The following is a 24979-nucleotide window of genomic DNA, read 5'->3' as shown; positions in this document are numbered from 1 at the left end:
GCACCGTCAGCCGCCGGACGCCGCCCACTCCTCGGCCAGGAGCTCGTAGGAACGCACCCGGTCGGCGTGGTCGTGGGTGATGGTGGTCACGAGCAGTTCGTCGGCGCCGGTGACGTCGCGCAGGACACGCAGCCGCTCGGCGACGGTCCGCGGCGAGCCGACGAACTGCGTCGTGACCCGGTCCGCGACCAGGGCACGGTCCTCCTGCGTCCACTCGTGGGCCGCGGCCTGCTCGGGCGTCGGGAACGGCATCGCCCCGTCGCCCCTGCGGATGCCGCGCACCCACAGCCCGTACGGCGAGGCCAGCTCACGGGCCGTCTCGTCGTCCTCGGCGACGACCACGTCCGCGGAGACGACCAGACGCGGCGCGGGCAGGGCCCGGGACGGTTTGAACGCCTCCCGGTAGGCCTGCACCGCCTCCAGCACGTTGGACGGGCTGACGTGGTAGTTGGCCGCGAACGGCAGACCCCTTTCCCCGGCGACCTGGGCGCTCTGGCCGCCGCTGCTGCCCAGGATCCACAGCTCGACCCCCGCCCCCTCCCCCGGTACGGCGTGCGCGGCCAGGCCGTCCTCCGAGCGGTAGGTCCCGGCGATGAGGGCCGCGATGTCGTCCACCTGGTCGGCGAAGTCCGGGCTCCGCGCCCCCGGCTGCTGCAGCAGCGAGGACTGCAGCGCGAAGACCGGGGAGGTGGCCAGGGCCGCGAAGGAGAACGGTTCCGGGATGAGCAGCCCGTCCACGAGGCGGGCAGGCCGCGACGGGGCGGGCGGCCTGCCCGCCTCGGCCAGGAGTTCTGTCCTGCGCTGCCCGGAACGGCCGAGTCCGAGGTCGATCCGGCCCGGGTACAGCGCGTCGATCAGGCCGAACTGCTCGACCACGGCCAGCGCCGTCTGGTGACCGAGCTGCACGGCCCCTGAGCCGACCCTGATCGTGCTGGTCGCCGCGGCCACCAGGGCGATGAGCACGGCGGGCGCCGCGCTTGCCACTCCCGGGGCGAAGTGGTGCTCGGCCAGCCAGTAACGCCGGTAGCCGAACTCCTCGGCGCGCCTGGCCAGGTCCACGGTGTTGCGGAGGGCGTCGGCGACCGTGCCTCCTGAGGTGACGGGGGACAGGTCGAGGATGGACAGCGAGGTCATGACTGCCTTTCGTGCCGGCTCTCGTGCTGGTTCTCGTGCCCGGGGAAGGGCCTGCTGGGGATCTCCCTGCGCAGCACGGGGGCCACGTCGCTCTGGAAGAGCTCAAGGCTGGCCCGGTGCTGTTCGTCCGTCAGACCGTCGGCGTCGGCGGACAGGTGCATGACCTCGTGCCCGAGCCGTTCGTGGTAGCGGTGGACCTTGTCGATGATCTGCTGGGGGCTGCCGACCAGGATGGAGCTGCGCTCCACGGCGTCCTCGATCGTGCGGAAGACCGGGTCGACCCCGGCCTTCTCGAACAGGGCCAGCCTGGCGTCGAAGATCGGCCGGTAGGTCTCGACCGCCTCCTGGGAGTTCTTCGCCACGTAGAGACCCGCGCTGCCCGCCCCGACGAGGGCGTCGGCGGGGTCGTGGCCGTGGAACTCCCACCGCTCCCGGTAGTGGCGGACCAGTTCGGCGTACGGCTCGACGGGGTTGGTGACGTTGGCGGAGAAGAGCGGGTCACCGTACAGGGCGGCCAGCTCGACCGACTCCTTGCTGGTCGCGCTGCCGTGCCAGACGCGGATGGGCCGTTGCAGCGGGCGCGGCCACGTCTCGGCCTCCTCCAGCGGCGGCCGGAAGGTGCCCGACCAGGTCACCTTGTCCTCCCGCCACAGGCGGCGGAACAGCTCGTAACCCTCGCGGTTGCGTTCCCACTGGTCCTCGGGGGTGACGTGGAAGAGCTTGGCCTGCGCGGCGCCGTTCCCCTTGCCGATGATCAGTTCGAGGCGCCCATCCGACAGGTGGTCGAGCGTCGAGTAGTCCTCGAAGGCCCTGACCGGGTCGAGCAGGCTCAGCGTGGTGACCGCGGTGAACAGCCTGATCCTGGACGTCCGCGCGGCGATGTGGCTCAGCACGACCGGCGGGGAGGAGGAGATGAACGGGCGCTCGTGCCGTTCGCCGACGCCGAAGCCGTCGAAACCGAGTTCCTCGGCCAGGACGGCGTTGTCCACGACCTCACGCAGGCGCGCGTTGGTCGGCTTCAGCTCACCGGTGACCGGGTGGGGGCCGTGGACGATCAGCGTGATGGCGAGGAACCTCACGCTCCGCCCTCCAGCCCGAGGTGCCCGCGCAGGGTGGTCGTGCCGTACTCGGTACGCAGCACGCCGCGTTCCTGCAGCAACGGGACGACCTCGTCAACGAAGCCGTCCAGCCCGGTCGGCGTGAGGTGCGGCACCAGGATGAAGCCGTCGGCGGCGTCCTGCTGCACGAACGCGTTGATCTGCTCGGCGACCGTGGCGGGCGAGCCGATGAAGGACTGCCTGCCGGTGACCTCGATGATCAGGTCGCGGATGCCGAGCCGTTTCTCCTCGGCCAGTGCCCGCCACCGCGCGGCCGTCTCCAGCGGGTCCCTGGTCAGCCGGGTGCGGCCCCTGCTGATGGTCTCCTCGGAGACGAGCGGGTCGATCTCCGGCAGCGGCCCCTCCGGGTCGTACGACGACAGGTCGCGGTTCCAGACCTGTTCCAGCAGCAGGATCGCGGTCTGCGGGCTGACCTGCTGGCGCCGGATGTGGTCGGCGTTCTCCTGGGCCTCGGCGTCGGTGTCGCCGAGCGCGAACGTGACCCCCGGCAGGACCTTCAGCGAGTCGGGCGACCTGCCGTTGGCGACGACCCTGGCCTTGACGTCACGGTAGAAGGCCTTGCCGTCCTCAAGGGTGCCGTGCCTGGAGAAGATGGCGTCGGCGTGGGCGGCGGCGAACTCCCTGCCCTCGCCGGAGTCCCCCGCCTGGATGGTCAGCGGGTGCCCCTGCGGGGCGCGCGGCACGTTGAACCGGCCCTCGATGTCGAAGAACTCGCCGTGGTGGGCGAACTCGCCCGCGTTCGCCGAGGAGAAGAACCCGGTCGCGGGGTCGGCGACGAGGTCCTCGGCCGTCCAGGAGTCCCACAGCTCGCGCACGGTCCGCACGAACTCCGCGGCCCGCGCGTAGCGCTCGGAGTGGTCCAGGTAACCGCCCCTGCGGAAGTTCTCCCCCGTGAAGGCGTCGGAGGAGGTGACCACGTTCCACGCGGCCCTTCCGCCGGACAGGTGGTCGAGGGTGGCGAGCTTTCGGGCGAGTTCGTAGGGCTCGTTGAAGGTGGCGTTGATCGTCCCGGCCAGGCCCAGGTGGTCGGTGACCGCGGCCAGACCGGCGAGCACGGTGAGCGAGTCGGGACGGCCGACCACGTCGAGGTCGTGGATCCTGCCGCGCTGCTCGCGCAGCCGCTGGCCGTCGGCGAGGAAGAAGAAGTCGAACCGGCCGCGCTCGGCGGTGCGCGCGAGATGGACGAAGGAGGAGAAGTCGATCTGACTGCCCGCCGCTGGATCGCTCCAGACCGTCTGGTTGTTCACCCCCGGGAAGTGGGCGGCGAGGATGACCTGCTTCATCGGCTGCTCCCTGCGTAGCGGCTGGCGGGACGGTCGAGCCCGAGGTGACCGCGGAGCGTGGCCGCCTCGTACCCGTCGCGGAACGCGCCGCGGCGGCGCAGTTCCGGCACCAGGGCGCGGGTGATCGCGTTCAGGTCCGTCGGCAGTACGGCGGGGCGCAGCCGGTAGCCCTCAAGGCCGGCCTCGCGCCAGTCGAGCAGGAGGTCGGCGAGTTGCTCCGGGGTTCCGGCGAAGATCGCGGCGTCCGAGACGTACTCGGAGCCGTCGAGCTCGTCCAGCCTGGCCCTGCGGTCCTTGGCCGCCTGGGGGGTCTCGCCCAGGAAGACGACCAGGTCGGCGAAGACCTTCGGCTGGACGCCGCCGATCTCGCGGATCTCCGCCACGATGGCGCGCGCCTGGTCGCCGTCGTGCGGCGTGATGTACTCGACGTCCACCCCGCGCGCGGCGAACTCGTACGGCAGCCGCGAGTGGGCCAGCGCGGTGACCGGCGGCTGTCCCTGCGGCGGTCGCGGGACGATCGAGGGTCCCCTGACGCTGAAGTGGGGCCCCTCGTAGTCGACGTAGTGGAGCTTGTCGCGGTCGACGAAGCGGCCGGTCCCGACGTCGCGGATCACCGCGTCGTCCTCCCAGCTGTCCCAGAGGCGGCGCACGACCTCCACGACGTCCCCGGCCTCGCCGAACAGCTCGTGGTAGATGGCGTGGTCCTCAAGCGCGACGGCCTGCGCGGGCCCGAGCTCCGGGACGTCGCGGCGGCCGAAGTGGGCGGCCTCGGTGCGCCTGCCCGACAGCTGCACCCGCCATCCGGCCCTGCCGCCGCTGACGTAATCGAGGGTGGCCAGGGAACTGGCGACGTGGAAGGGCTCGGTGTGGGTGGTCGTGGCCGTGGGCACCAGCCCGATGCTCCGGCTCAGCGGGGCGATCCGCGACGCCAGCAGGACGGCGTCGAAACGGCCCCGCACCTGGTCGGTACGGCCGTCGGGGCCGTCGAGGCGGGTGGTCTGCAGGGCGAGGGTGTCCTCGATGGTGACGAAGTCGAGTAGTCCTCGTTCGGCTTCGGCCACGAGCCCGGCCCAGTAGGCGGCGGTGAACAGTTCTTTCGGAGAGGCGGCTGGATCGCGCCAGGCCGCCGGATGCCATCCCGCGCCGTCCAGCGCGACGGCGAGATGGAGATGATCTGCCGACATGTCATGACGATAACACCAAAACCAGTAATTCCTACAGGTTTAGTTGCATTTAGGGTGGGAGATAACCCGCCAGGCCGGCGAGGTCTCCCGAGACCGCCCGGGAAGAGCGGTGATCTGGTAGGCATGTGCGGGTGAGACGCCCCCTGACGATCGTCGCGACCGCCCTGCTCCTGCTGAGCCTCGCCTCCCCCGCCTCGGCGGCACCCGCCCAGCCGGACGTGCCGGCCGGGGTGCGCGCCGGCTACGTCGTCCTCGACCGGAAGACAGGCCGCGTCACCGTCCAGCACGACGCGCACCGGAGGTTCCGCTCCGCGTCGGTGGTGAAGATCCTGATCGCGATCGACTATCTGGAGTCGCACCGCGACGTCCCCCGGCGCGACCTCGCGCTGCTGGGCAGGATGCTGCGGGTCAGCGACGACGCCGCGGCCACCTCCTTCTGGGCCAGGGGCGGCCGGGGCCGGATCGTCGAGCGGACGGCGCGCAGGCTCGGGCTGACCGACACCGCTCCCCCGCCCGCCGACAAGCCGGGGTTCTGGGGCTACACCTCGCTCAGCGCGATGGACGTCGTCCGCGCCTACCGCTATCTCCTCGACCGCGCCGCCCCGAGGGTCCGAGACATCGTCCTCGGGCACCTGCGCGCCGCCGAGCAGTGCGGCTCCGACGGCTTCGACCAGTACTTCGGCATCCCCCGCGCGGTGCCCCGGCCCTGGGCGGTCAAGCAGGGCTGGTCGGGGTACGGCTCGACGCCCCCGGTCCGGTGCGCCAAGACCGCCCCCGCCTCGGGCGGTGCCGTACCCGCCACCTGGAGGACCGCCTCGCTCCCTGCCCGTCCCGCGGCCGTCACGGTCCCCGACCTGGGGCATCCGGTGCTGCACACCACCGGTCTCGTCGGCCCGGAGGAGCGCTGGATCATGGTGCTGCTCACCGCCCACCCCTCGACGGCCACCTGGAGCCGCTCGACCGCGCAGACCACCACCCTGGCCAGGCGGATCTACCTCGCCGGGGCCAGGACCGGAGCCAGGTGAGGCCGCGGGCCGGATGAGACGGCGGGGCCACGGTGCGGCCGTGCCCTGCCGGGCTGGTCAGGGCAGTGAGGCGGGCAGTCCGAACCTCCCGAGGTGGCCTGGGCCGACGAAGGAGGTGATCTCCTCGATCCGGTCGTCACGCAGGGTCAGCACGTCGATCGACCAGCCGAGGTGTGCCCCCGCCTCCTCGTCCCACAGGTAACCGGCCACACCGAGCTGGCCGTTCGCCCCGACCGGCAGATGCCGCCAGCTTCCGCACGAGGTCAGCGGCAGCCGCACGGCGAAGTCCATGACGGCCTCGACGCCTCGGTACCAGTGCGCCATGGGCGGCATCGACCAGGTGACGTCCTCGGTGAGCAACGCGACCAGGGCGTCGGCGTCACCGCGTTCCAGCGCGGCGGAGTATCCCGCGACGATCTCCCGCACCCGGGCGTCGCCGATCTGGCGCAGCGTCCGCTGCTGGGTGACGGCGGGAACCCGCTCCGCGACGACCCGGCGGGCCCGCGCCAGGGCGGAGTTCACCGAGGCGGCGGAGGTGTTCATCGTCTCGGCGATCTCGGCGGCGGAGAATCCGAGCACCTCGAACAGCAGCAGCGCCGCCCGCTGGTTGCCCGGCAGGTGCTGCAGGGCGGCGACGAAGGCGAGTTCGACGGCCTCGCGCCGCTCGTAACGCCCGGCGGGCCCCTCGGGGAGGTCCGCGTCGGGGTAGGGGCCGAGCCAGGCGATGTCGGTGCGCGGGACGTCCCCGGTGACGGCCCGATCGCTCGACGGGCCGAGGTCGACGGGCAGGGCCCGCCTGCCACGGGCCTCGACGATGTCCAGGCAGGTCCGGGTGGCCACGGTGTAGAGCCAGGAGCGCAGCGAACCACGTCCCTCGAAGCGCGCCAGCCCCCGCCAGGCGCGCAGCAGGGCGTCCTGGAGCGCGTCGTCGGCGTCGTGGGAGGAACCGAGCATCCGGTAGCAGTGCGCGTGCAGCTCACCGCGCAACGGCCGTACGAGGCGGGTGAACGCGGCGTCGTCTCCACCGCGCGCCCGCGCCAGGTCGGGGTCGCCGGTGGATGTCTCCTTTTGTCCGGAAAAAACTTCCCTCACAGACGACGATTCTGCCCCACCGCCGGAGTCTCCTTCTTCGACCGAAAACCTCAGGCCCGCATCACGGGAGATCCGATGAACCGCACGACGACCGTCACCACCGGGACCCTCAGGGTCTCCGACGCCACGCTGCACTACGAGGTACGGGGCGAGGGGCCCCTGGTGGCGCTTGTCGGCGCCCCGATGGACGCCACGTTCTTCGCGCCGCTGGCGGACCTGCTCGCCGCCGACCACACCGTGCTCACCACCGACCCCCGGGGGCTCAACCGCAGTGTCCTGGACACCCCCGAGCAGGACTCGACCCCCGGGCTGCGCGCCGACGACCTCTCCCTGCTCCTGGAGCACCTCGGCCGGGGCCCGGCCGCGGTCTTCGGTTCGAGCGGCGGCGCCGTCACCGCGCTGGCGCTCGCCGTCGCCCACCCCGAGCGGGCGCACACCGTGATCGCGCACGAGGCCCCGCTGAACCACGTGCTCGACGACCCCGCCGGGCGGGACGCCGCGGTCGAGGACATCATCGCCACCTACGCCTCGGGCGACGTCGGGGGAGCCTGGGTCAAGTTCCTGGTCAACGCCAACATCCCGCCGGCCCCTGATGAGGAGTCCGGCGCGCCCGCCGAGCGCGACCCGCGGCAGGTGGCCGACGAGCGTTTCTGGTTCCTGCACGAGATGCGGGAGACCACCCGCTGGCGGCCCGACATCGCGGCCCTGCGCGACGGGCCGGTCCGCGTCGTGGTCGGCGTCGGGCAGGACTCGGCGGGTCAGTTCTGCGACCTCACCTCGGCCGCGCTCGCCACGGCGCTCGGCACGGAGCCGACGGTCTTCCCCGGTGGCCACATCGCCTTCGTCGACGACCCGGCGGGGTTCGCCCCCCGGCTGCGTGAGGTCCTGAACGGAGGCTGAGACGGGAGCGCGGCGGTTTCCCGGGAACGCGGGCCCCGGGAAACCGCCGGTCGGCTCAGAGGGTCGTCAGCGGGTTCTCCGACGGTTCCGCCGGGCGCGCGTCCCCACGGTCCCTGACCCGGGTGCGGGCCGAGACGGTTTCGAGCGCCCACGCCCCCGGCCCCACGATCGCGATCAGCAGGAACGCCCAGGCGTAGAGGGCCGACAGCTCACCGCCGTTCTGGATCGGCCACAGGGCCTGCGGCTGGTGGACGACGAAGTACGCGTAGGCCATCTCCCCCGAACAGATCAACGCCGCGATCCGGGTGCCGAGCCCGGCCATGACGAGAACCCCTCCGAGGAGTTCGACGACACCCGCGTACCACCCAGGCCATGAGCCGAAGGGCAGCGCCCCACCGCCGAGAACCCCGAAGAGCTTGGCGGCCCCGTTGCAGGTGAAGAGCAGTCCGACGACAAGACGGAACAGGGCGAAGACGTACGGCCTGGCCGATTCGATGAACTTCACGGCCCCTCCTCTTCTTCCACCCCGCGCCGGGGCACGGGGCGGAACGGAAACGACGACACCGATGGGCGCCGGAGGGTACGCCCGGCCCGGCCGTCCTCTCCCCACGGTTCTCCCAGGCCGGTACGGCAGGCGGGACAGGACGGTCCGGCAGGTCTTCTGCTCATGATCCCCGACCCATGCCATAAAAACACCCCATTTCGGACATATCACCTATAAAGGACGTGGGGTGGATGGTGAATTGTCCGTGTGGGATCAGCCCACTCTGTCGTCGCGCTCCAGCGCCTCGTGCCCCGTGGACACATCCTCCGGCCGGGCGGGGGCCCGATCACCGGCCTCGTCGAACGGCGCGCCCCCGGACAGCACCAGCGCGGCGCGCGCCCTGTCGAACCCTCCGGTCCACGCCCCCACCAGGACGGCGGCCACCGCGTTGCCCGTGAAGTTGGTCAGCGCGCGGGCCTCCGACATGAAACGGTCGACGCCGACGAGCAGCCCGACCCCGTCGGCCAGGTCGGGACGGTGCGCCCGCAGCCCGCCCGCGAGGGTCGCCAGGCCCGCCCCGGTGACCCCGGCCGCCCCCTTGGAGGCCACGAGCATGAACACCAGCAGCGACACCTGCTCCCCCGCAGGAAGGGAGACGCCGGTGGCGCCCGCGACGAACAGGGTGGCCATCGTCAGATAGACGGCCGTGCCGTCCAGGTTGAACGAGTAACCGGTCGGCACCGTGACCCCGGCCACGGCGCGGCTCACCCCGAGGTGCTCCAGCTTGGCGATCAGGCGGGGCAGCGCGGTCTCCGAGGAGGAGGTGGACAGCACCAGCAGCAGTTCCCCGCCGAGATAGCGCAGCAGCGACAGCAGGCCGATCCTGGTGACCAGCCACAGCAGCGGCCCCAGTACGGCCAGCACGAAAAGCAGGCAGGTCGCGTAGAAGCAGGCGACCACGGCGGCGAGACTCCCGAGCGCGGCCACGCCGGTCGCGCCGACGACGGCGGCCGTCGCGCCGAGGGCCCCGGCGGGGGCGGCCCACATGATCATGGAGAGGACGCGCAGCACGAGCGCGTGCAGGTGCCCGGCGGCGGCCAGCGGTACCGCCCCGCGCTCTCCCATGGCCTGCAGGGCGAAACCGGTGAGCAGCGCGACCAGCAGGACCTGCAGCACCCGCCCCTCGGTGAACGCGGAGACCGGGGTGTCCGGGATGATCCCGAGCAGGAAGGTCGTCAGGTCCTCCGCCTCCGTCGCGGGCGCGGCGGCCGGGTGCGCTCCCCCGGCCAGGCGCAGGCCCCGGCCCGGGTTGACCAGGTTGCCCGCGGCCAGCCCGAAGGCCAGCGCGACAACCGACATGACGAGGAAGTAGGCGAGCGCCAGGCCGCCGATCCGGCCGACCCTGGCGGTACCCGCGACCGACCCCACACCGAGCACGACGCCGAGGAACACGACGGGGCCGATCATCATCTTGACCAGCGCGACGAAGGCGGTGCCCAGCGGGGCGAGCGCCCTGGCCGTCTCCGGGGCCACCAGCCCCACGACGGCGCCGGCGGCCGTCGCCAGGAGAACGGCGGCGTAAAGGTGACGGGTCCGATCGCGCGACATGGGCGCCCTGCCTCCGGTTACCTCGGCGGAAACTCCAGCCGGGTAACCATGAGAGCGCATCCGGTGACCGTCGGTCACCGTTACGCGTTTTCCCACCCGTCTCGCGTCCCGCCGCACGGCCGTACGGCGAGGTCGTGGGACGCCGGGTCCGAGCCCTCCCCTTCCGCCGAGAACGCTCCGCGGAGGGGGTGAACCGGTGTCTCGATCAGCTGTGGTTGTCCTGGGACACCCGAGGGGCGTCGATGATCACGTCGGAGAAGATGTCGACCACCAGGGCGATCACGCCGCCGACCGCGATGATCCCGGCGCCCACCCAGAACAGGGTCCAGTTGGGGCCCAGGCACAGGGCCACACCGCCGACGGTGAACCCGATCAGAATGACGATCACCGCAAGCCAAGACTTGGGGCTTCCTCCGTGGCTTCCAGCCATGAGCCTTTCTCCTGTTCCTCTCCGTGGATCAGTGAGGCGCGTCGTTCGCGGCGGCGATCACACGGGTCAGCGACCGGTGGAGCTCCTGCAGCTCCTCCAGGGGCATACCCAGGCGTTCGACCACGGACGACGGGATCCTCTCAGCTTCGCTCCTCAGTTCCCGGCCCCTCCGGCTGAGTGTGACCAGCAGGACGCGCTCGTCCTGGCTGTCCCGCTGCCGCCGGACGTAACCGATCGCCTCAAGACGCTTGAGGAGCGGTGACAGCGTACCGGGGTCGAGTCTCAGTAGCTTGCTCAGCTCCTTCACCGACAGCGGCGCGTGCTCCCACAGGGCCAGCATCACCAGATACTGGGGGTGGGTCAGCCCCATCGGCTGCAGCAGCGGCCGGTACACACCGTTGACGGCACGCGAGGCCACGGCGAGGGCGAAGCACACCTGCCGGTCCAGGCTTAGGACATCGGTCACATCGGTCACGACACCTCCCGACCCTCACAGTACGATAGTTGGTGCACAAATCATTGTTGTGCCAACCGCCGGTGGGCGACGAGAGGAAGTCCCATGTTTCACGGCAAGACGATCGAGGAACGCATCGCCGAGCGTCAGGCCGGGCGCCCCGCCCTCCGGGAGGGTAAGCACTTCGAGCACGGGCCCGCGAGGTTCGTCTTCCTCTTCGTCATCGTGTTCGTCGTGGTCGGTCATCTCCTGGGCCTGCTGGTGCTGATGGCCATGGGGGTGCACTGAGCCGGGACGGCCGCCGTGAGAGGATGATGTTCCCGCTCGGCCAGATCCAGGAGGTCCGTATGTCCGACGTCACGCCGGGTCCCGAGGGGTCCGAAAGCGCCGACGACGAGCTCAGGCGCAGGTTCCGCGAGGCTCTGGAGCGCAAGAAGTCCGCCCAGGGGGACGCGGCCTCGGGCGGCAGGGGCAAGGGGGCGTCGAAGATCCACGGCGCCCACGGCCCCGTCTCGGGGAAACGTTCCTTCCGCCGCAAGAGCGGCTGAACCGGTTCGTCAGATCAGGCCGTGATCGCGTGCGTGGAGAGCGGCCTGGGTCCGGTCGCGCAGACCGAGCCTGCCGAGGATCCGTGAGATGTGGTTCTTGACCGTGCCCTCGCTCAGGAACAGGCGGGAGGCGATCTCCCTGTTGGTCGCGCCGACCGCGACGAGACGCAGCACCTCGACCTCACGGCCGGTCAGCGCGGCCGCCTCCCCGCCCGCCCCCGTCTTCACCGCTGTGGGCACCTCCCTCGCGCACGCCAGCGTGGACGCCAACCGTCTGGCGACGGAGGAGTCGAGCTGGGTGACGCCGGCGCCGGCCAGCCGGACGGCACCGGCGAGGTCGGCGGCGGGCAGATCCTTCAGGAGATAGCCCGCCGCGCCCGCCGCGAGCGCCCGCACAACGTACTCCTCGTCGTCGAAGGTGGTCAGCATGACGACGCGGCAGCGGGGCATCCGCTGACGCAGGACCGCCACCGCCTCGACGCCGTCGGCCACGGGCATCCTGACGTCCATCAGGACCACGTCCGGCGCGAGCTCCAGGGCTCGGCGGACCGCCTCCTGACCGTCTCTCGCGGTCCCGACCACGGTCAGGCCGGGTTGGATGCCGAGCAGGGAGGCGATCCCCTCACGGACCAGTTCCTGGTCGTCGACCACGAGTACCCGTACGGTTCCACCGGCTTCCCCGTTCCCCAGGTCGTCGTGACTCATCCGACGGTCTCCACGCGCCGGGGAATCGTCACGGTGACCACCGTTCCCGTTCCCTGGCCGCTCCTGACGTCGAACGCCCCGCCGAGGAGGCGGGCACGCTCCCGCATGCCGAGCAGGCCGAACCCGTCCCGCCCCGCCGACGGGGAGAAACCCTCTCCGTCGTCGGTGACGACAAGCCGTGCCGACGACTCGCCGAACGTCACCGAGATCGACACGCGGTCCGCGTCGCCGTGCCTGCGGGCGTTGGTCAGACACTCCTGTGCGGCCCGGTAGAGGGCGGCGAGCTCCGCGGCGCCGTAGCCGTCCTCCTGGCCGGTGAGTTCGAGGGTGACCACCGGACGCCCGCCGTCGTCGTAGCCCGCCAGCTCGGCGAGAGCCTCCGACAGCGAGAAGTGCCGCGTCTGCGCGCGTGCCGCCCGCACCGCCCCGCGCACCTCCTCAAGGGCGCGTCTGGCCGCCCGGCGGGCGTCGGCGAGGGCCCGATCGGCGGCGGCGCCGTCCAGGTCGCGGAAGGCGGACGCCTTCTCCAACTGGATGGAGATCACGGTCAGGTGGTGGCCGAGGCTGTCGTGGATGTCCCTGGCCAGCCGGGTCCGTTCCATCGCGGTGGACAACTCGGCGACCTGACCGGCGTAGGCCGTGAGCAGACGGTGGGACTCCTCAAGCTCCCTCAAGGTGAGCTCAAGCCGTGCCCTTCCTGCCCGTTCGCCCACGGCGACCTCGGCCGTCGAGACGACGAGGACCAGTCCGAGGGCGAACATGAGCAGGTCCGAGATGTACTCCGCCCGCGTGTACCAGCCAGGGGCGGTCAACGTGAACGCCGTGACCAGCACCCCGAGGCACGCCAGCCCCAGCGTGACACCCGCTCTGCGCCCGAAGGCGAAGTACGCCGTGAACGGCACCAGCAGGAACAGGGCGCGGGAGAGCCCGGAGCCGTCGAAGAGCGTGACCAGGGCGAACAGTCCCAGGCGTACGGCGAGCAGCGCGAGCGCCGACCTGGCGGGCTGCCTGGCGTCGAGGCGGTGCCGTCCGGTGACGTCGAGAACGAGCAGCGCGACGAGACCGCCGGCGAAGACGGCCGTCCGCGCCGGCTCGCCCTGCCCCGCCCCGGCCACGTCGTAGTAGACGCCGCCGGCGAGCACCGAGACGTAGAGCGTGGACGACACCCACGGCACAGGCCAGGCGAACCCGCTCCCCCGCCGTCCCGCGCGGACATGCCCGCCCGTCACAGGCGCGGCCCGCGAAGGAGCCATCACGCACCTCCGAACGATCACGATGCGGCCGGACAGGGGCCGTCTCCGGCAGCGTACGCCGCCACCGGGCATCCGTCCCCCGGCCGTCCTCGCATTGGCCGTCCGGCACGTGCCGGACGGCACCGGTGCGTCCGCGAACCATGACCTCCGGACGCGTTCACCGGTACCCACGGCACTTCCGCGCCGGATCGCGCCGTTCCTACGGTCGTCTCGTCCGTAGGCGGCGCCTTCGGCCGCAGAGCCGTCCCGTACATCGTCCGGGCGTCGTCGGTCCACGCGGAAAACCCATCGGCTCACCCGAAAAGGAGCTCTTCACATGTCCATCTCCTGGTTGCTGCGCTTCGGCGCGATCTGCGGGATGCTGACCGGCCTCTCCCTCGGCATACCGGGGGCGATCGAGCCCTTCACCGGCGAGACACCCGCGACGAGCTTCGTCGCGGGGATCGGAGCCGCCTTCGCCGCCCCGGCGGTCACCGCGTTCCACCTGCGGCAGTGTGCCGTGGCCGGGAGGCTGGGGGCGATCGCGTACGCGGTGAACGTCGTGGGTCTCGGGCTGTTCGCCGGCGTCGCGTTCTCGCTGAACCTGGTGGTCTTCTTCCTTGACGAGAGCACGGCCGCCCTGGTGCTGGAGGGGCCGGCCAGGCCGGCGTTGCTCGGCTCCATCGTCGTGTTCGTCACCGGTGTCGCCCTGTTCGGCCTCTCGATGCTCAGAGCCCGGGTGCTGCCCTGGCCCGCCGCCGCGGGCTACGGGTTCTTCCTGCCGCTGCTCGCCGTACTGGCGCCGCTGCCCGACACACCGCTTACCGGCGTGGTCCACCTGCTGGGCTGCGCGTCACTGACGTGGCTGTCGGCGGCGACGTGGGCGGGTGCCGCGAGGACCGGGTGACGGCCTCTCCGGGGCCCCGGCGTCTTCCGCCTTCCGAGGTGATCGGGACGCCGATGGGTAATATGGTTTACGGCCTATGTCGAGGAACATCAGGCTTAGCGAGCGTAAGCCCTTTTTGTGGGCTCTTGCCGTCGGCATCTCGGCCACGCTCGCGATCGGGAGCGGCGCCGTGCTGACCGGTCACCCCGTCCCGGACCGCGACGAGCCCGCCCCTCCCCTGGCGGACGGAGCGGCGGCCCCGGAGGCGACCCCTGTCCCGTCCCCGACCCCCACGCCTCCCCCCACGCCGACCGAGTCCGCGCGCCGTACGGATCCCGAGCGGACGTTCCTGCTGGCCAACGGACGCCGCCAGCCCGCGCGGGTCTCCGTGCCCGCCTCGGCCGGGGGCCGCTACCGCGTCGTCGCGGGTGAGGCCGCCCCTCCCCCGCCGCCCCGAGGACGCCGGGCGGGCAAGGTGATCCGGTACGTCGTCGAGGTCGAGCGCGGGCTGCCCTTCGACGGACAGGAGTTCGCCGACGAGGTGCACCGCGTTCTCAACGACCGCAGGAGCTGGGGGTTCCGGTTCCAGCGGGTACGGCGCGGCCCGGCACGGATCAGGGTCTCGCTGTCCAGCCCCGCGATGACCGACCGCATGTGCAGGCCGTTGATCACCTTCGGCGCGCTGTCGTGCTGGAACCACGGGCGCGCGGTCATCAACGCCAGGCGCTGGAACGCGGGCGCGCGGGGCTACGGCCGTGACGTCGCCTCCTACCGCGAGTACGTCGTCAACCACGAGGTCGGACACGGGCTCGGCCACGGCCACGCGCGCTGCCCGGGGCCGGGCAGGCGGGCCCCGGTGATGCTCCAGCAGACCAAGTCCCTGTACGGCTGCCGCCCCAACGCCTGGCCCTCCCCGGGGCGCTGAGGCTCAGCCCACCGCGGCGAACCGTTCCGCGCAGTGGGCCCGCAGCTCGCCGACCAGGTCGCGAACGACGGCGGAGCCGAGCATCTCCGAGGTGGCGACGTAGCCGACGTGCCGCATCGGCGGGTCCTCGCCGAGCTTCTCCATCGCGACCTTCGGCGGCGCGTCCACGAGGGTCAGCCTCGGCACGATGGCGGCGCCGAGGCCGTAGCCCACCATGGAGACCACGACGCCGTCGTCCTCGACCTGGATGTCACCCGGCGGGATCCAGGCCTGCCTGGCCAGCCACAGCCTGGTCTCGGCCGAGCAGTTCTCGTGCCAGTCGATCATCGGCAGGCTGCGCGGGCAGGGGTGCCCGGCGGGATAGGCCAGCACGTACGGCTCGGCGAACAGGTCACGGCCGACCAGCCCGTCGACCCGGGAGGGAAGCGTGGCGATGCCGAGATCGGCCCGGCCGTCCAGCACCTCCCCGGCGATGCCCCTGCCGAGCTCCGGCACGATACGGACGTCGACCGTGACCTTCGGGTAGCGCCTGGCGAAGCGCGCGAGCACGATGGGCAGCAGGTGGAAGGCCGCGCTGCGGAAGGCCGCGACCCTGATGGTCCCCGTCGTCTCCCCCGCGGAGGCCGCGTGCGTCTCGGCCTTCATGACGTCCATGAGCCGCAGGATGCGCCGGGCGTGCCCGACGGCCGCCGCCCCCGCCGCCGTCGGGCGTGCTCCGTTGCGCCCGCGCCGGAACAGCACCGTGCCCATCTTGCGTTCGGCGGCCCTGACGGCATGGGAGACCGCGGACTGGGTGAGACCGAGCTCGACCGCGGCCGCGGAGAAACCGTGCCGGCTCTCGACGGCGACCAGAACGCGCAGTTCACTTGGCGTCAGATCCTCGTTGGTCACGTCGCAGACGTTATATGAACGCCTCTCATGGAAAAAACGATCTCATGAACCCGGGCCCCTGGTTCCCGTTCGTGGCGCTTCCTACGCTGACCGGCACAACCAACCGACGAACCAGAGGACATTCATGCGCGCCATCCAGATCACCCGGCTCGGCGGTCCCGAGACGCTGGTCGAGTCCGAGGTGCCCGACCCGGTTCCCGGCCCGGACGAGATCCTGGTGGACGTCGAGGCCGCGGGGGTGAACTACGCCGACGCCGAGCGGATCGCCGGGACCTACCTCTCCCCTGACCTGCCGTTCATCCCCGGCAGCGAGGTCGTGGGACGGACCTCGGACGGCCGCCGTGTCATGGGCCTGGCCAGGCAGGCCTACGCGAGCAAGGCCCTGATCAAGCTGGATGACGTCGTCGACCTGCCCGAGGAGGCCGTCGCGGGCGAGGCCCTCGCGCTGCTGGTGCAGGGCCTGACCGCCTGGCACCTGCTGGGCACGGCGGCGCGGGTCCGCAAGGGCGAGAGCGTCGTGGTGAACTCGGCCGCCGGCGGCGTCGGACACCTCGCGGTCCAGCTCGCCAGGGAGCTGGGCGCGGGCAGGGTGATCGCGACCGCCTCAACCCCGGAGAAGCGCGAACTGGCGCTGAGCCTGGGGGCGGACGCGGCCGTCGACGGTTCGGCCGAGGGTTACGCGGAGCGGGTGATCGAGGCCAACCTGGGTGAGCGCGCCGACGTGATCCTGGACGCGGTCGGCGGTGAGGTCTTCGACGCCGCGCTCGGCGCGGTCGCCGAGTTCGGCCGCCTGATCAGCTACGGCACCGCCTCGCACCGGGACCCGAGCCCGGTCGACGTCGGCCGCCTGCTGGAGGCCAACATCTCGGTCGCGGGCTTCTGGATCCGGCCGGTGCTCGCCAGGCCGGGGGGCTACCAGGCGCAGCTCAGCGAACTGCTCGAACTCACCGGGACCGGTCGCATCCGGCCGATCGCGGGCGGCGAGTACGCGCTCTCCGACGCCAGGACGGCGATCGAGGACCTTCTGGCCCGCCGTACGACGGGGAAGATCGTCCTGCGCCCCTGAGGGCCCCGGGCGTGACCGCCGCCCACGGAGCGGGTGGCGGTCGCGTACCCAGGGAGGCCGATTCGGACGCTCCGGACACCTCCCCCTAAGGTGGGGCGCAGGAATGCGCCTACGAAGGGCAGGGGACAAATCTGATGCTGCACGAACGACTGTCGTCGATCTACGAGAACGTGCTCCGGCGTAACCCGGGCGAGATCGAGTTCCACCAGGCCGTCCGTGAGGTCCTGGAGAGCATCGGCCCGGTGCTCGGCAAGCACCCCGAGTACGCCGAGTCGAAGATCATCGAGCGGATCTGCGAGCCGGAGCGGCAGATCATCTTCCGGGTCCCGTGGGAGGACGACCGGGGCGAGGTCCACATCAACCGGGGCTTCCGGGTCGAGTTCAACAGCGCCCTCGGCCCCTACAAGGGCGGGCTGCGCTTCCACCCGTCCGTCTACCTCGGCATCGTCAAGTTCCTCGGCTTCGAGCAGATCTTCAAGAACAGCCTGACCGGCCTGCCGATCGGCGGCGGCAAGGGCGGCTCCGACTTCGACCCCAAGGGCCGCTCCGAGCGCGAGATCATGCGCTTCTGCCAGAGCTTCATGACGGAGCTGTACCGCCACATCGGTGAGTACACCGACGTGCCCGCCGGTGACATCGGCGTCGGCGGACGCGAGGTCGGCTACCTGTTCGGCCAGTACAAGCGCATCACCAACCGCTACGAGTCCGGCGTCATCACCGGCAAGGGACTCAGCTACGGCGGCGCGCAGGTGCGCACCGAGGCCACCGGGTACGGCTGCGCCTTCTTCGTCGACGAGATGCTGAAGGCCCGTGGCACGTCGTTCGACGGCAAGCGCGTCGTGGTCTCCGGGTCCGGCAACGTCGCCGTCTACACGATCGAGAAGATCCGGCAGCTCGGCGGCGTCGTGGTCGCCTGCTCCGACTCCTCCGGCTACGTCGTCGACGAGAAGGGCATCGACCTCGACCTGCTCAAGCAGGTCAAGCAGGTCGAGCGCCAGCGGATGAACGTCTACGCCGAGCGCAGGGGTTCCCAGGCCGTCTTCGTCTCCGGCAGGAGCATCTGGGAGGTGCCCTGCGAGGTGGCGATGCCCTCGGCGACCCAGAACGAGATCACCGGCCGCGACGCCGGGCTGCTCGTCGGCAACGGCTGCGTCGCCGTCGGCGAGGGCGCCAACATGCCCACCACGCCGGAGGGCATCCGCATCTTCCAGGAGGCGGGCGTCGCCTTCGGCCCGGGCAAGGCCGCCAACGCAGGCGGGGTCGCGACCAGCGCCCTCGAAATGCAGCAGAACGCCAGCCGCGACTCGTGGACCTTCGAGTTCTCCGAGAACCGCCTGCAGCAGATCATGCGGGACATCCACTCCCGCTGCCTGAACACCGCCGCCGAGTACGGCATGCCGGGCGACTACGTGGCCGGCGCCAACATCGACGGGTTCAAGAGGGTCGCGGACGCAATGCTCTCCCTCGGCCTGATCTGACGATCCCCCACCTGGCCGATCCACCTGGCCGCCTTGACCGGCTGTTCTGACAACGGCGTCCGACAGCCTGGTCGGTGCCAACGAGACCCGCCCCTCACATCCGGTCCAGCGTTCGACCCCGCGAGGAGACGGCATGGCACCCAGATCCACCCTGATCGTGATCTACACCCCCGCCCTGGAGGCCTGTCGCGCCTTCTACGCCTCCCTCGGACTCGAACTCCGGGGTGAACGGCACGGGACGGGGCCGGCACACTACGCCGCGGTGCTCGACGACGGGACCGTCTTCGAGATCTATCCGTCGTCACCGCGTCGCACGACCGGCGCGCTGCGCCTCGGGTTCACCGTCGATCCCGGCCTGGCCCTGGACGGCACCGCGCTCACCCCCGGCCGTCACCTGTTCCACGACCCGGACGGCAGGACGGTCGAGGTGCGCGTCCCCCCGGTCTGAACGCCGCCTAACGCGTGCGGGCGCGCCACCCGGGCCTGCGCAGCAGGTCACGACGCTCCAGGAGATAGGTGAGCTTCGTGGCGGCCGTGCGCACCGCCTCCTCGTGACGGTGCCGCCGCTCCGGGACGACCTCGCTCCAGCGTTCGAGCGCGCGGGCCATCTCGTCGGCGACCTCGCCGATCACCCGGTGGCGGGTGCCGAAGGCGTACAGGTCGCCGTGGACCTCCTCGACCGTGTCCTCCTCGACCCCGCGGACCAGCGGCCTGATCCTCCTGAGGATGTCGGCGTCCATGGCCGTGGTGACCGGCGCGCGTCTGGCGTCTCCCTCGGGGACCATGACGAGCGCCCTGATCCTCGCCACCGCCAGGGCCCGCTCCGGCTCCGGGGTCGAGGGGTGCCCGGCGAGGTCGAGCAGGCGCCTGAGGGTCTCCTGTGTCTTGTCGTCGAACATGGAAGACCCGTTCCGTCCTTCTCGTCCTGATGGCCCGCCGTTCAGGCGCGGTCACATGCTATTCGACGGGGCGCCGGCCCGGCGTACGGCAAAGAACGCCCAGATCTCCTCCTTTCCGGCGAGTCTCGTGAAAGAGGCGGGTAGGGACCCGGACATGGTGGAGATCGGTTACACGATGATGTGCGAGCAGACTCCCCCCGGGCAGCTCGTCGACGACGTCGCCGAGGCCGAACGGGCGGGGTTCGACTACGCGGTCATCTCCGACCACTACTTCCCGTGGCTTGAGGAGATGGGGCACTCGCCGTACGCCTGGTCGGTGCTCGGCGCGGCGGCGCGCGCCACCGAACGGCTGCCGCTGATGACGTACGTGACCTGCCCGATCATGCGTTACCACCCCGCGGTCGTGGCGCAGAAGGCCGCCACGATGGGGGCGCTGACCGGGGGGCGTTTCACGCTCGGCCTGGGCGCGGGCGAGAACCTCAACGAACACGTGATCGGCGAGGGGTGGCCGCCCGCCGACACCCGGCACGAGATGTTCCGCGAGGCCGTGGAGATCATCAAGGAGCTGTTCGAGGGGCGTTACACGACCTATCACGGCGAGTACTTCGACGTCGACTCGGCCAGGTTGTTCGACCTGCCCGGCGATCCCGTGCCGATCGCGATCGCCGCCTCGGGCGGCCGCTCGGGGGAGATCGCCGCCGAGTACGGCGACGCGCTCGTCGCGGTCGACCCCGACGCGGAGCTGGTCGGCCTTTTCTCCGCCGCCGGAGGGCGGGGCAAGCCGGTCTACGGCCAGCTCGCCCTCTCCTACGACCGGGACGCCGAGGCGGCCAAGGAGCGGGCCCACCGGCTGTGGCGCTGGTCGGTCACGGGCTGGAAGGTGATGGCCGAGCTGCCCGCTCCGGTCAACTTCGCCGCCGCCGCGCAGACCGTACGCCCCGAGGACGTGGCCGGGAAGGTGCCGTGCGGCCCGGACGTGGACGCGGTCGTCGAGGCGGTGCGCCGCTACACCGAGGCGGGCTTCACCCGCGTCGCGCTGGTCCAGATCGGTCACGAGCACCAGCGGGAGTTCCTCGACTGGTCGGCCAGGGAGCTGCTGCCCGCACTGCGGCGGCTGTAGGCGGCTTCGACCGGCTGACCGGTCAGCCGGCCTTGCGGTGCGGGTAGACGTGCCCGAGCTCGTGGTCGACGGGCAGGACGCACCGGCGTCCCGACTCGGTCTGCGGGCAGCGGGGCGCTTCGAGACGCCGCGGGAGCGGCGACTCCTCTTCCAGCCCGATCTCGCCGTCCTCGGCAGGCTGGTGGGTCATCGCGCGCATCCTCCTGTGACCGCCGGACGGAACGCCCTGGACCGTGCCGGGCGCGGAGTCCGTGGAATCCGTGAGTCAAGCAATCTATCCCGGGGGTTCCGCCTGGCCCAGGACCGGCGGTTTGACGCTCTCCCACGTGATCGTTGTCAGGAATCATCACCCATCGGGGGATATAGCCCTGTTTTCCTCCCGAAGCTCGTCCGGGAATCGCCCCGCGCGGGAACAACCGGCGGCGATCACACGTTCGCCGTTTCGGTCGCCTCACCCCGCGGAGAGACGTTCGCGGACTCCTCGCGGACGGTGGGAGGAGGACGACGGCGAGACGGGCAGCCCTCGGGGGGACGGCTCGTCCCGTCAGACCCGTGCCGGTCCCGGCGAGCCTTACCTCGCCGGGGCCGCGCCGTCCGCACCAGGCCGCCGATCGGGCCCAGAAGGCACGCGGATGGCGCTGCCTGCCCCCGCTGAGCAGGGGTCATAACGCGGTGACGTCATACCACTGCGGTAGGGAGTTTTTGCCACATTGCTCAGTCATGCCCTGACAAATACTTTGACAGCACCCCTCACAAGGAGTGCATATGTTGAGTAAGCGTTCCCTCCTGTCCGGCGCCGCCGTCGCCGCCCTCTGTGTGGTGGCCACCGTCTCCCCCGCCACCGCCCAACCGGCCGCGCAGCCCGCCCCCTCGATGATCGAGGCACTCCAGCGCGACCTCGGCCTCACCGCGGAACAGGCCGTCACCCGGCTGGCCAACGAGGCCCGCGCGGCGAGCACCGAGGCCCTCCTGAGCACGACCCTCGGCGACGGATACGCCGGCGCCTGGCTCAACGCCGACGCCACCCAGCTCCTCGTCGCCACCAGCGACGCGACCGCGGTCTCCGCCATCAGGGCCAAGGGCGCCCAGCCCGTGGTCGTCGGCCGCTCCCTGGCCCAGCTCGACGCGCTCAAGGCACGCCTGGACCAGGCGCCCGCCCAGGCCCGGGCGGGCGCCTCCCTGTGGTACGTGGACCTGCCGACCAACAGCGTCGTCGTGGTCGCCGGTCAGCGGGAGGCGGGCGAGGCCCTGCTGTCGGCCGCCGGGGTCGGCGGTGACGCCGTACGGGTCCAGGTCTCCGCGGAGCAGCCGCAGACCTACGCCAACATCAGGGGAGGCGACCCGTACTACATCGGCAGCGGCAGCCGGTGCAGCATCGGATTCACCGTCACCAAGGGAAGCACCCCCGGCTTCGTCACCGCGGGCCACTGCGGCAGGACGGGCCAGACCACCAGCAGCCCGTCGGGCACCTTCCAGGGTTCCTCGTTCCCCGGCAACGACTACGCCTGGGTCTCCACCCCCGGCTCCACGCCCCAGCCGTGGGTGAGGTCGGGCGGCACCAACGTCATCGTCAAGGGCTCGACCCAGGCCACGGTCGGCGCCTCCGTCTGCCGCTCCGGCTCGACCACCGGCTGGCGCTGCGGGACCATCCAGCAGCACAACACCTCCGTCACCTACTCCCAGGGCACGGTCTACCAGGTGACCCGCACCAACGTCTGCGCCGAGCCCGGCGACTCGGGCGGCTCGTTCATCTCGGGCAGCCAGGCGCAGGGCGTCACCTCCGGCGGCTCGGGCAACTGCAGCTCGGGCGGCACGACCTACTTCCAGCCCGTCAACGAGATCCTGCAGACCTACGGGCTGACCCTCAAGGTCGGCTGACCGTTCTCCTCCCCTCCCCGGCTCGTCCCCACGAGCCACCCCCCAGACAGAGGAGATCAGCGAAGTGCTGAGAATCATGCGCCTGGCCGTCGGCTTCGTCCTCGGGCTCGCCTTCCTCGCGACCGTCTCCCCCGCGCAGGCGGGGACGGCGCAGGCGACTCCCGGTGAGGCGGTGGCCGTACGGGTGCTCAGGTACGACGCCAGCCGGGCCGCGGAGTTCCGCTCCGCGATCGACCAGGCGGCACAGGTGTGGAACTCCAGCGTCACCAGCGTGCGGCTGGTCGCAGGCAGCCCGGCCGACTTCGTCGTGTACGCGGACTACGGCTGGCCCCGGGCCCAGCCGACCAGCCTCGGCCGCGGCACGGTCTGGATAGGCAGGCAGGCCACCTCCGAGGGCCACAACCCGCTGCGCATCGCCACCCACGAGATCGGTCACATCCTGGGGCTGCCCGACCGGCGCACCGGCCTGTGCTCGGACCTGATGTCCGGCGCGAGCGCGGGCACCGGCTGCACCAACCCCTACCCGAACGCGACCGAGAAGGCCCAGGTCGAGCGCAACTTCGGGGGCTTCACCCCGCTCGTCGACTTCGGCAGGGTCTACGTCAACAGCCCGGAGGCCCTGGCGCGGTAACGGGCCCCACGGGTGAACCCGCGGGCGGGACCCCCACCGGGTCCCGCCCGCCGGGACACGAACGTCACACGGCCGGTACGGCGGAGCGCTCCGCCGTACCGGCCGCCGCCGTGACCGGGCCTCATCCGAGGCCCGTCTGAGGCCCGTCTGAGGCCCGTCTGAGGCTCAGCGCAGGAGCTTCTCGAAGCAGTGGGAACCGGCGAGCCGCTCGTAGGGCGCGTAGAGCGGGATGGCGGTGTACCCCTCCCGCTCGTACAGCCGCACGGCGTCCGGCTGGCGGTCACCGGTCTGCAGGACGATCCTCGGCGCGCCGAGCGCGCGGGCGGCCTCCTCGGCGGCGGCGATCAGCGCGCGGGCCACGCCCGTCCCCCGGTGGGAGGGCGCGACGAACATCCGCTTGAGCTCCAGGTCGTCGCCGAGCCTGCGCAGCGCGACGTGACCGACGGGGAGGTCGGCCCCGGCGTAGGCGACCCCGGTGTAGACCACGGTTTCCGCCTCGACGTTCATGCCGCGGGGCAGGTAGTCGGGGTTGCCGGCCACCCGGTCGGCGTATCTCGCCCCCATCTCCTCCGTCATCGCCCCGCGCAACGCGACGGCCGCGGCGTCGTCCCAGCCGACCGCCCTGACCTCGACGACATCGGTTCCGTCCGCGTATGCGGTCATGGTGGCCTTGCCTGCCTCTCGTTCACGGGGCCTGTCGCTCACGGGACTCTCACCGGTCGAGGGTATTCCGCCCCCCGTCCCGGACCCCTGGCGGCCCCGCTCCCTCAGCCCAGGATCCTGGCGGCCCCGAAGCCCGCCGCCAGCCCGGTCCCGCTCGCGAACCTGGACGGCGCGAAGGCCGCGAGCCGGGGGTCGGCCTCGCCGAGGACGAGCCTGGCCACGTGCTCCCCCCAGGCGGGGGCGAGCTTGAACCCGTGACCGCTGGTCCCGGCGTCGACGTAGACGTGTTCCGTGACCCGCCCCGTCACCGGCTGCCAGTCGGGGCTGACGTCGTACAGCGAGGCCCACCCCCCGGCGGGCAGGGCCCTGCGGCGGGCGGGGGAGCGCCTGGCCGCGGCGGCGGCGAGCCCGGCCCTCTCCTCGGGGGCCGCCGTGCGATCGAAGTCGTCGGGGTCGGCCGGAGAGGCGGCCACCACGCCGCCGACGAGGTACTGCGTGCGGGGCTGCGGGGTCGAGTAGTGGCCTCCGGCGACGTCGATCAGCACGTACGGCACGAGCTCCGCCGTGTCGGCGGGGTCGTGCTCCATGATCGCGACGACGTGCCGTTCCACGGTCAGCGGAAGATCGACGCCGAGGGGCCGCAGCAGCGGCGCCGTCCACGGCCCCGCGGCCACCAGCAGCGCGCCCAGGTGGTGCGTGCCGCCGTCGGCCGTCGTGACGGTCACCCCTCGCGCGCCCTCCTCGACGGCGACCACGGGCCGGTTGAGGTGGAGCTCCGCCCCGTGTCCGCGCGCCGCCTCGGCCAGGCCGAGCGTGGTGGCGAAGGGGTCGGCGTAACCGGCCTCCGGCTCCCACACGGCGACGGCGACTCCCTCGGTGTCCAGGTGGGGCAGGGCCTCGGGGCCGACGACCTCCGCACCGGGCCCCAGCCGCGCCGCCGCCTGGCGCGCCGCCGGGACGTCGCCGGGCCCGTGCAGGTAGAACGCCCCGGTACGGCGGAAGCCCGACTGTCCCCCGCCCGTCCGCTCGCCGAAGTCCGCAAGGAACGCGATGCCCTCACGGGCGACCTCGGCGAGGAAGGCGTCGGTGTAGTAGGCCCGGCAGATGCCCCCCGAACGCCCCGTCGGCCCCGAGGCCGGGGTGCTCCGGTCGAACACGGCGGTCGAGAGGCCCCTGCGCGCGAGGTGGAAGGCCGCGCTGACCCCGTGGACTCCGGCTCCGATGATCCCGACGTCGTACGACACACCACCACATCCTCAAACCAGGTTTTGTCCCCAAAAATACCCATCCAAGAGATAGGAAAACCGGGTTTTCGGGCGTCTCCCAACCGGGACACGGTAAACGG

28 protein-coding genes are annotated in these 24979 nt (G+C 71.7%); 12 read left to right on the top strand and 16 right to left on the bottom strand.

Going from position 1 to position 24979, the window contains the following annotated elements; genetic code table 11:
- Positions 1 to 6: 6 nt before the first annotated feature.
- The 4 genes from ABZ463_RS19390 to ABZ463_RS19375 are packed head-to-tail and all read right to left on the bottom strand — an operon-like array spanning position 7 to position 4719.
- A complete protein-coding gene (locus ABZ463_RS19390) occupies positions 7 to 1134 on the bottom strand; it encodes an LLM class flavin-dependent oxidoreductase (protein ID WP_362777527.1) in 1128 nt (375 codons plus the stop codon).
- Positions 1131 to 2213 carry an LLM class flavin-dependent oxidoreductase gene (locus ABZ463_RS19385; RefSeq protein ID WP_362777525.1) on the bottom strand — a complete coding sequence of 361 codons (1083 nt, stop codon included), beginning with the start codon at positions 2211 to 2213 and terminating at the stop codon, positions 1131 to 1133. The genes ABZ463_RS19390 and ABZ463_RS19385 overlap by 4 nt, the downstream gene beginning before the upstream one ends.
- Positions 2210 to 3535, bottom strand: coding sequence for an NtaA/DmoA family FMN-dependent monooxygenase (locus ABZ463_RS19380; protein ID WP_352013024.1), 1326 nt, complete (start codon positions 3533 to 3535; stop codon positions 2210 to 2212). Before ABZ463_RS19380 ends, ABZ463_RS19385 begins: the two co-directional genes overlap by 4 nt.
- A complete protein-coding gene (locus ABZ463_RS19375) occupies positions 3532 to 4719 on the bottom strand; it encodes an LLM class flavin-dependent oxidoreductase (RefSeq protein WP_352013025.1) in 1188 nt (395 codons plus the stop codon). The genes ABZ463_RS19380 and ABZ463_RS19375 overlap by 4 nt, the downstream gene beginning before the upstream one ends.
- A 131-nt stretch (positions 4720 to 4850) precedes the next feature.
- Between ABZ463_RS19375 and ABZ463_RS19370 the strand changes: the two genes are divergently transcribed.
- On the top strand, positions 4851 to 5744 hold the full coding sequence (locus tag ABZ463_RS19370) for a hypothetical protein (RefSeq protein ID WP_362777522.1): 894 nt from the start codon (positions 4851 to 4853) through the stop codon (positions 5742 to 5744).
- A 57-nt stretch (positions 5745 to 5801) separates the two neighbouring features.
- On the opposite strand, the gene ABZ463_RS19365 is transcribed toward ABZ463_RS19370, so the two are convergent.
- Complete coding sequence (locus ABZ463_RS19365; protein WP_362777519.1) at positions 5802 to 6836, bottom strand: sigma-70 family RNA polymerase sigma factor; 1035 nt, start codon at positions 6834 to 6836, stop codon at positions 5802 to 5804.
- Between the two features lie 75 nt (positions 6837 to 6911).
- Here ABZ463_RS19365 and ABZ463_RS19360 point away from each other — a divergent pair, with 75 nt between their 5' ends.
- On the top strand, positions 6912 to 7736 hold the full coding sequence (locus tag ABZ463_RS19360; protein ID WP_362777517.1) for an alpha/beta hydrolase: 825 nt from the start codon (positions 6912 to 6914) through the stop codon (positions 7734 to 7736).
- Positions 7737 to 7791: 55 nt separating this feature from the next.
- Here ABZ463_RS19360 and ABZ463_RS19355 read toward each other — a convergent pair whose 3' ends face one another.
- The 4 genes from ABZ463_RS19355 to ABZ463_RS19340 all read right to left on the bottom strand — a co-directional run bounded on the left by ABZ463_RS19355 (position 7792) and on the right by ABZ463_RS19340 (position 10733).
- Positions 7792 to 8241, bottom strand: a complete 450-nt coding sequence (locus tag ABZ463_RS19355; RefSeq protein WP_362777514.1) for a DoxX family protein — start codon at positions 8239 to 8241, stop codon at positions 7792 to 7794.
- Between the two features lie 252 nt (positions 8242 to 8493).
- A complete protein-coding gene (locus ABZ463_RS19350) occupies positions 8494 to 9828 on the bottom strand; it encodes a cation:dicarboxylase symporter family transporter (RefSeq protein WP_352013030.1) in 1335 nt (444 codons plus the stop codon).
- A 205-nt stretch (positions 9829 to 10033) separates the two neighbouring features.
- Positions 10034 to 10258, bottom strand: coding sequence for an HGxxPAAW family protein (locus tag ABZ463_RS19345; protein ID WP_352013031.1), 225 nt, complete (start codon positions 10256 to 10258; stop codon positions 10034 to 10036).
- A 28-nt stretch (positions 10259 to 10286) separates the two neighbouring features.
- Positions 10287 to 10733 carry a MarR family transcriptional regulator gene (locus ABZ463_RS19340; RefSeq protein WP_352013032.1) on the bottom strand — a complete coding sequence of 149 codons (447 nt, stop codon included), beginning with the start codon at positions 10731 to 10733 and terminating at the stop codon, positions 10287 to 10289.
- An 84-nt stretch (positions 10734 to 10817) separates the two neighbouring features.
- Here ABZ463_RS19340 and ABZ463_RS19335 point away from each other — a divergent pair, with 84 nt between their 5' ends.
- Entirely contained in the window at positions 10818 to 11000 is a 183-nt protein-coding gene (locus tag ABZ463_RS19335; RefSeq protein WP_352013033.1) for a hypothetical protein, read from the top strand.
- 59 nt (positions 11001 to 11059) lie between these two features.
- Positions 11060 to 11260 (top strand): DUF5302 domain-containing protein, encoded by a 201-nt coding sequence (locus ABZ463_RS19330; protein ID WP_352013034.1) that lies wholly within the window; start codon positions 11060 to 11062, stop codon positions 11258 to 11260.
- Between the two features lie 9 nt (positions 11261 to 11269).
- On the opposite strand, the gene ABZ463_RS19325 is transcribed toward ABZ463_RS19330, so the two are convergent.
- Positions 11270 to 11965, bottom strand: coding sequence for a response regulator transcription factor (locus ABZ463_RS19325; protein WP_352013035.1), 696 nt, complete (start codon positions 11963 to 11965; stop codon positions 11270 to 11272).
- On the bottom strand, positions 11962 to 13218 hold the full coding sequence (locus tag ABZ463_RS19320; protein WP_352013036.1) for a sensor histidine kinase: 1257 nt from the start codon (positions 13216 to 13218) through the stop codon (positions 11962 to 11964). The genes ABZ463_RS19325 and ABZ463_RS19320 overlap by 4 nt, the downstream gene beginning before the upstream one ends.
- A gap of 316 nt (positions 13219 to 13534) precedes the next feature.
- Here ABZ463_RS19320 and ABZ463_RS19315 point away from each other — a divergent pair, with 316 nt between their 5' ends.
- Both ABZ463_RS19315 and ABZ463_RS19310 read left to right on the top strand, forming a co-directional pair.
- Complete coding sequence (locus ABZ463_RS19315; RefSeq protein ID WP_362777507.1) at positions 13535 to 14104, top strand: hypothetical protein; 570 nt, start codon at positions 13535 to 13537, stop codon at positions 14102 to 14104.
- A gap of 169 nt (positions 14105 to 14273) precedes the next feature.
- A complete protein-coding gene (locus ABZ463_RS19310) occupies positions 14274 to 15008 on the top strand; it encodes a DUF3152 domain-containing protein (RefSeq protein ID WP_352013038.1) in 735 nt (244 codons plus the stop codon).
- A gap of 3 nt (positions 15009 to 15011) precedes the next feature.
- Here ABZ463_RS19310 and ABZ463_RS19305 read toward each other — a convergent pair whose 3' ends face one another.
- On the bottom strand, positions 15012 to 15899 hold the full coding sequence (locus ABZ463_RS19305) for a LysR family transcriptional regulator (RefSeq protein WP_352013039.1): 888 nt from the start codon (positions 15897 to 15899) through the stop codon (positions 15012 to 15014).
- A 124-nt stretch (positions 15900 to 16023) separates the two neighbouring features.
- Between ABZ463_RS19305 and ABZ463_RS19300 the strand changes: the two genes are divergently transcribed.
- The 3 genes from ABZ463_RS19300 to ABZ463_RS19290 all read left to right on the top strand — a co-directional run bounded on the left by ABZ463_RS19300 (position 16024) and on the right by ABZ463_RS19290 (position 18891).
- Complete coding sequence (locus ABZ463_RS19300; protein ID WP_352013040.1) at positions 16024 to 16965, top strand: NADPH:quinone oxidoreductase family protein; 942 nt, start codon at positions 16024 to 16026, stop codon at positions 16963 to 16965.
- A gap of 134 nt (positions 16966 to 17099) precedes the next feature.
- Positions 17100 to 18443: an NADP-specific glutamate dehydrogenase gene (gene gdhA / locus ABZ463_RS19295; protein WP_352013041.1), complete on the top strand. Its 1344-nt coding sequence runs from the start codon at positions 17100 to 17102 to the stop codon at positions 18441 to 18443.
- Between the two features lie 133 nt (positions 18444 to 18576).
- Positions 18577 to 18891, top strand: a complete 315-nt coding sequence (locus ABZ463_RS19290; RefSeq protein ID WP_352013042.1) for a glyoxalase/bleomycin resistance/dioxygenase family protein — start codon at positions 18577 to 18579, stop codon at positions 18889 to 18891.
- A 7-nt stretch (positions 18892 to 18898) separates the two neighbouring features.
- Here the strand turns inward: ABZ463_RS19290 and ABZ463_RS19285 are convergent, their stop codons facing one another.
- Positions 18899 to 19342 carry a hypothetical protein gene (locus tag ABZ463_RS19285; protein WP_352013043.1) on the bottom strand — a complete coding sequence of 148 codons (444 nt, stop codon included), beginning with the start codon at positions 19340 to 19342 and terminating at the stop codon, positions 18899 to 18901.
- 154 nt (positions 19343 to 19496) lie between these two features.
- On the opposite strand from ABZ463_RS19285, the gene ABZ463_RS19280 reads away from it, so the two are divergent.
- Complete coding sequence (locus ABZ463_RS19280) at positions 19497 to 20462, top strand: TIGR03557 family F420-dependent LLM class oxidoreductase (protein ID WP_362777503.1); 966 nt, start codon at positions 19497 to 19499, stop codon at positions 20460 to 20462.
- A 22-nt stretch (positions 20463 to 20484) separates the two neighbouring features.
- On the opposite strand, the gene ABZ463_RS19275 is transcribed toward ABZ463_RS19280, so the two are convergent.
- Complete coding sequence (locus ABZ463_RS19275) at positions 20485 to 20652, bottom strand: hypothetical protein (RefSeq protein ID WP_362777501.1); 168 nt, start codon at positions 20650 to 20652, stop codon at positions 20485 to 20487.
- 575 nt (positions 20653 to 21227) lie between these two features.
- Between ABZ463_RS19275 and ABZ463_RS19270 the strand changes: the two genes are divergently transcribed.
- Both ABZ463_RS19270 and ABZ463_RS19265 read left to right on the top strand, forming a co-directional pair.
- Entirely contained in the window at positions 21228 to 22340 is a 1113-nt protein-coding gene (locus tag ABZ463_RS19270; RefSeq protein WP_352013046.1) for a S1 family peptidase, read from the top strand.
- Between the two features lie 64 nt (positions 22341 to 22404).
- The gene (locus ABZ463_RS19265) at positions 22405 to 22971 is read left to right on the top strand and encodes a snapalysin family zinc-dependent metalloprotease (RefSeq protein ID WP_352013047.1); all 567 of its coding nucleotides are present in this window, start codon (positions 22405 to 22407) and stop codon (positions 22969 to 22971) included.
- A 165-nt stretch (positions 22972 to 23136) separates the two neighbouring features.
- Here ABZ463_RS19265 and ABZ463_RS19260 read toward each other — a convergent pair whose 3' ends face one another.
- Together ABZ463_RS19260 and ABZ463_RS19255 are read right to left on the bottom strand one after the other, a co-directional pair.
- Entirely contained in the window at positions 23137 to 23634 is a 498-nt protein-coding gene (locus ABZ463_RS19260) for a GNAT family N-acetyltransferase (RefSeq protein ID WP_352013048.1), read from the bottom strand.
- Between the two features lie 104 nt (positions 23635 to 23738).
- Positions 23739 to 24878 carry an FAD-dependent oxidoreductase gene (locus ABZ463_RS19255; protein WP_362777498.1) on the bottom strand — a complete coding sequence of 380 codons (1140 nt, stop codon included), beginning with the start codon at positions 24876 to 24878 and terminating at the stop codon, positions 23739 to 23741.
- Positions 24879 to 24979: the final 101 nt, after the last annotated feature.

Origin of the sequence: Streptosporangium sp. NPDC020145, from assembly GCF_040631275.1 — a bacterium.
Classification (GTDB): Bacteria; Actinomycetota; Actinomycetes; order Streptosporangiales; family Streptosporangiaceae; genus Streptosporangium.
This window is presented reverse-complemented; position numbering and strand designations above follow the sequence as displayed.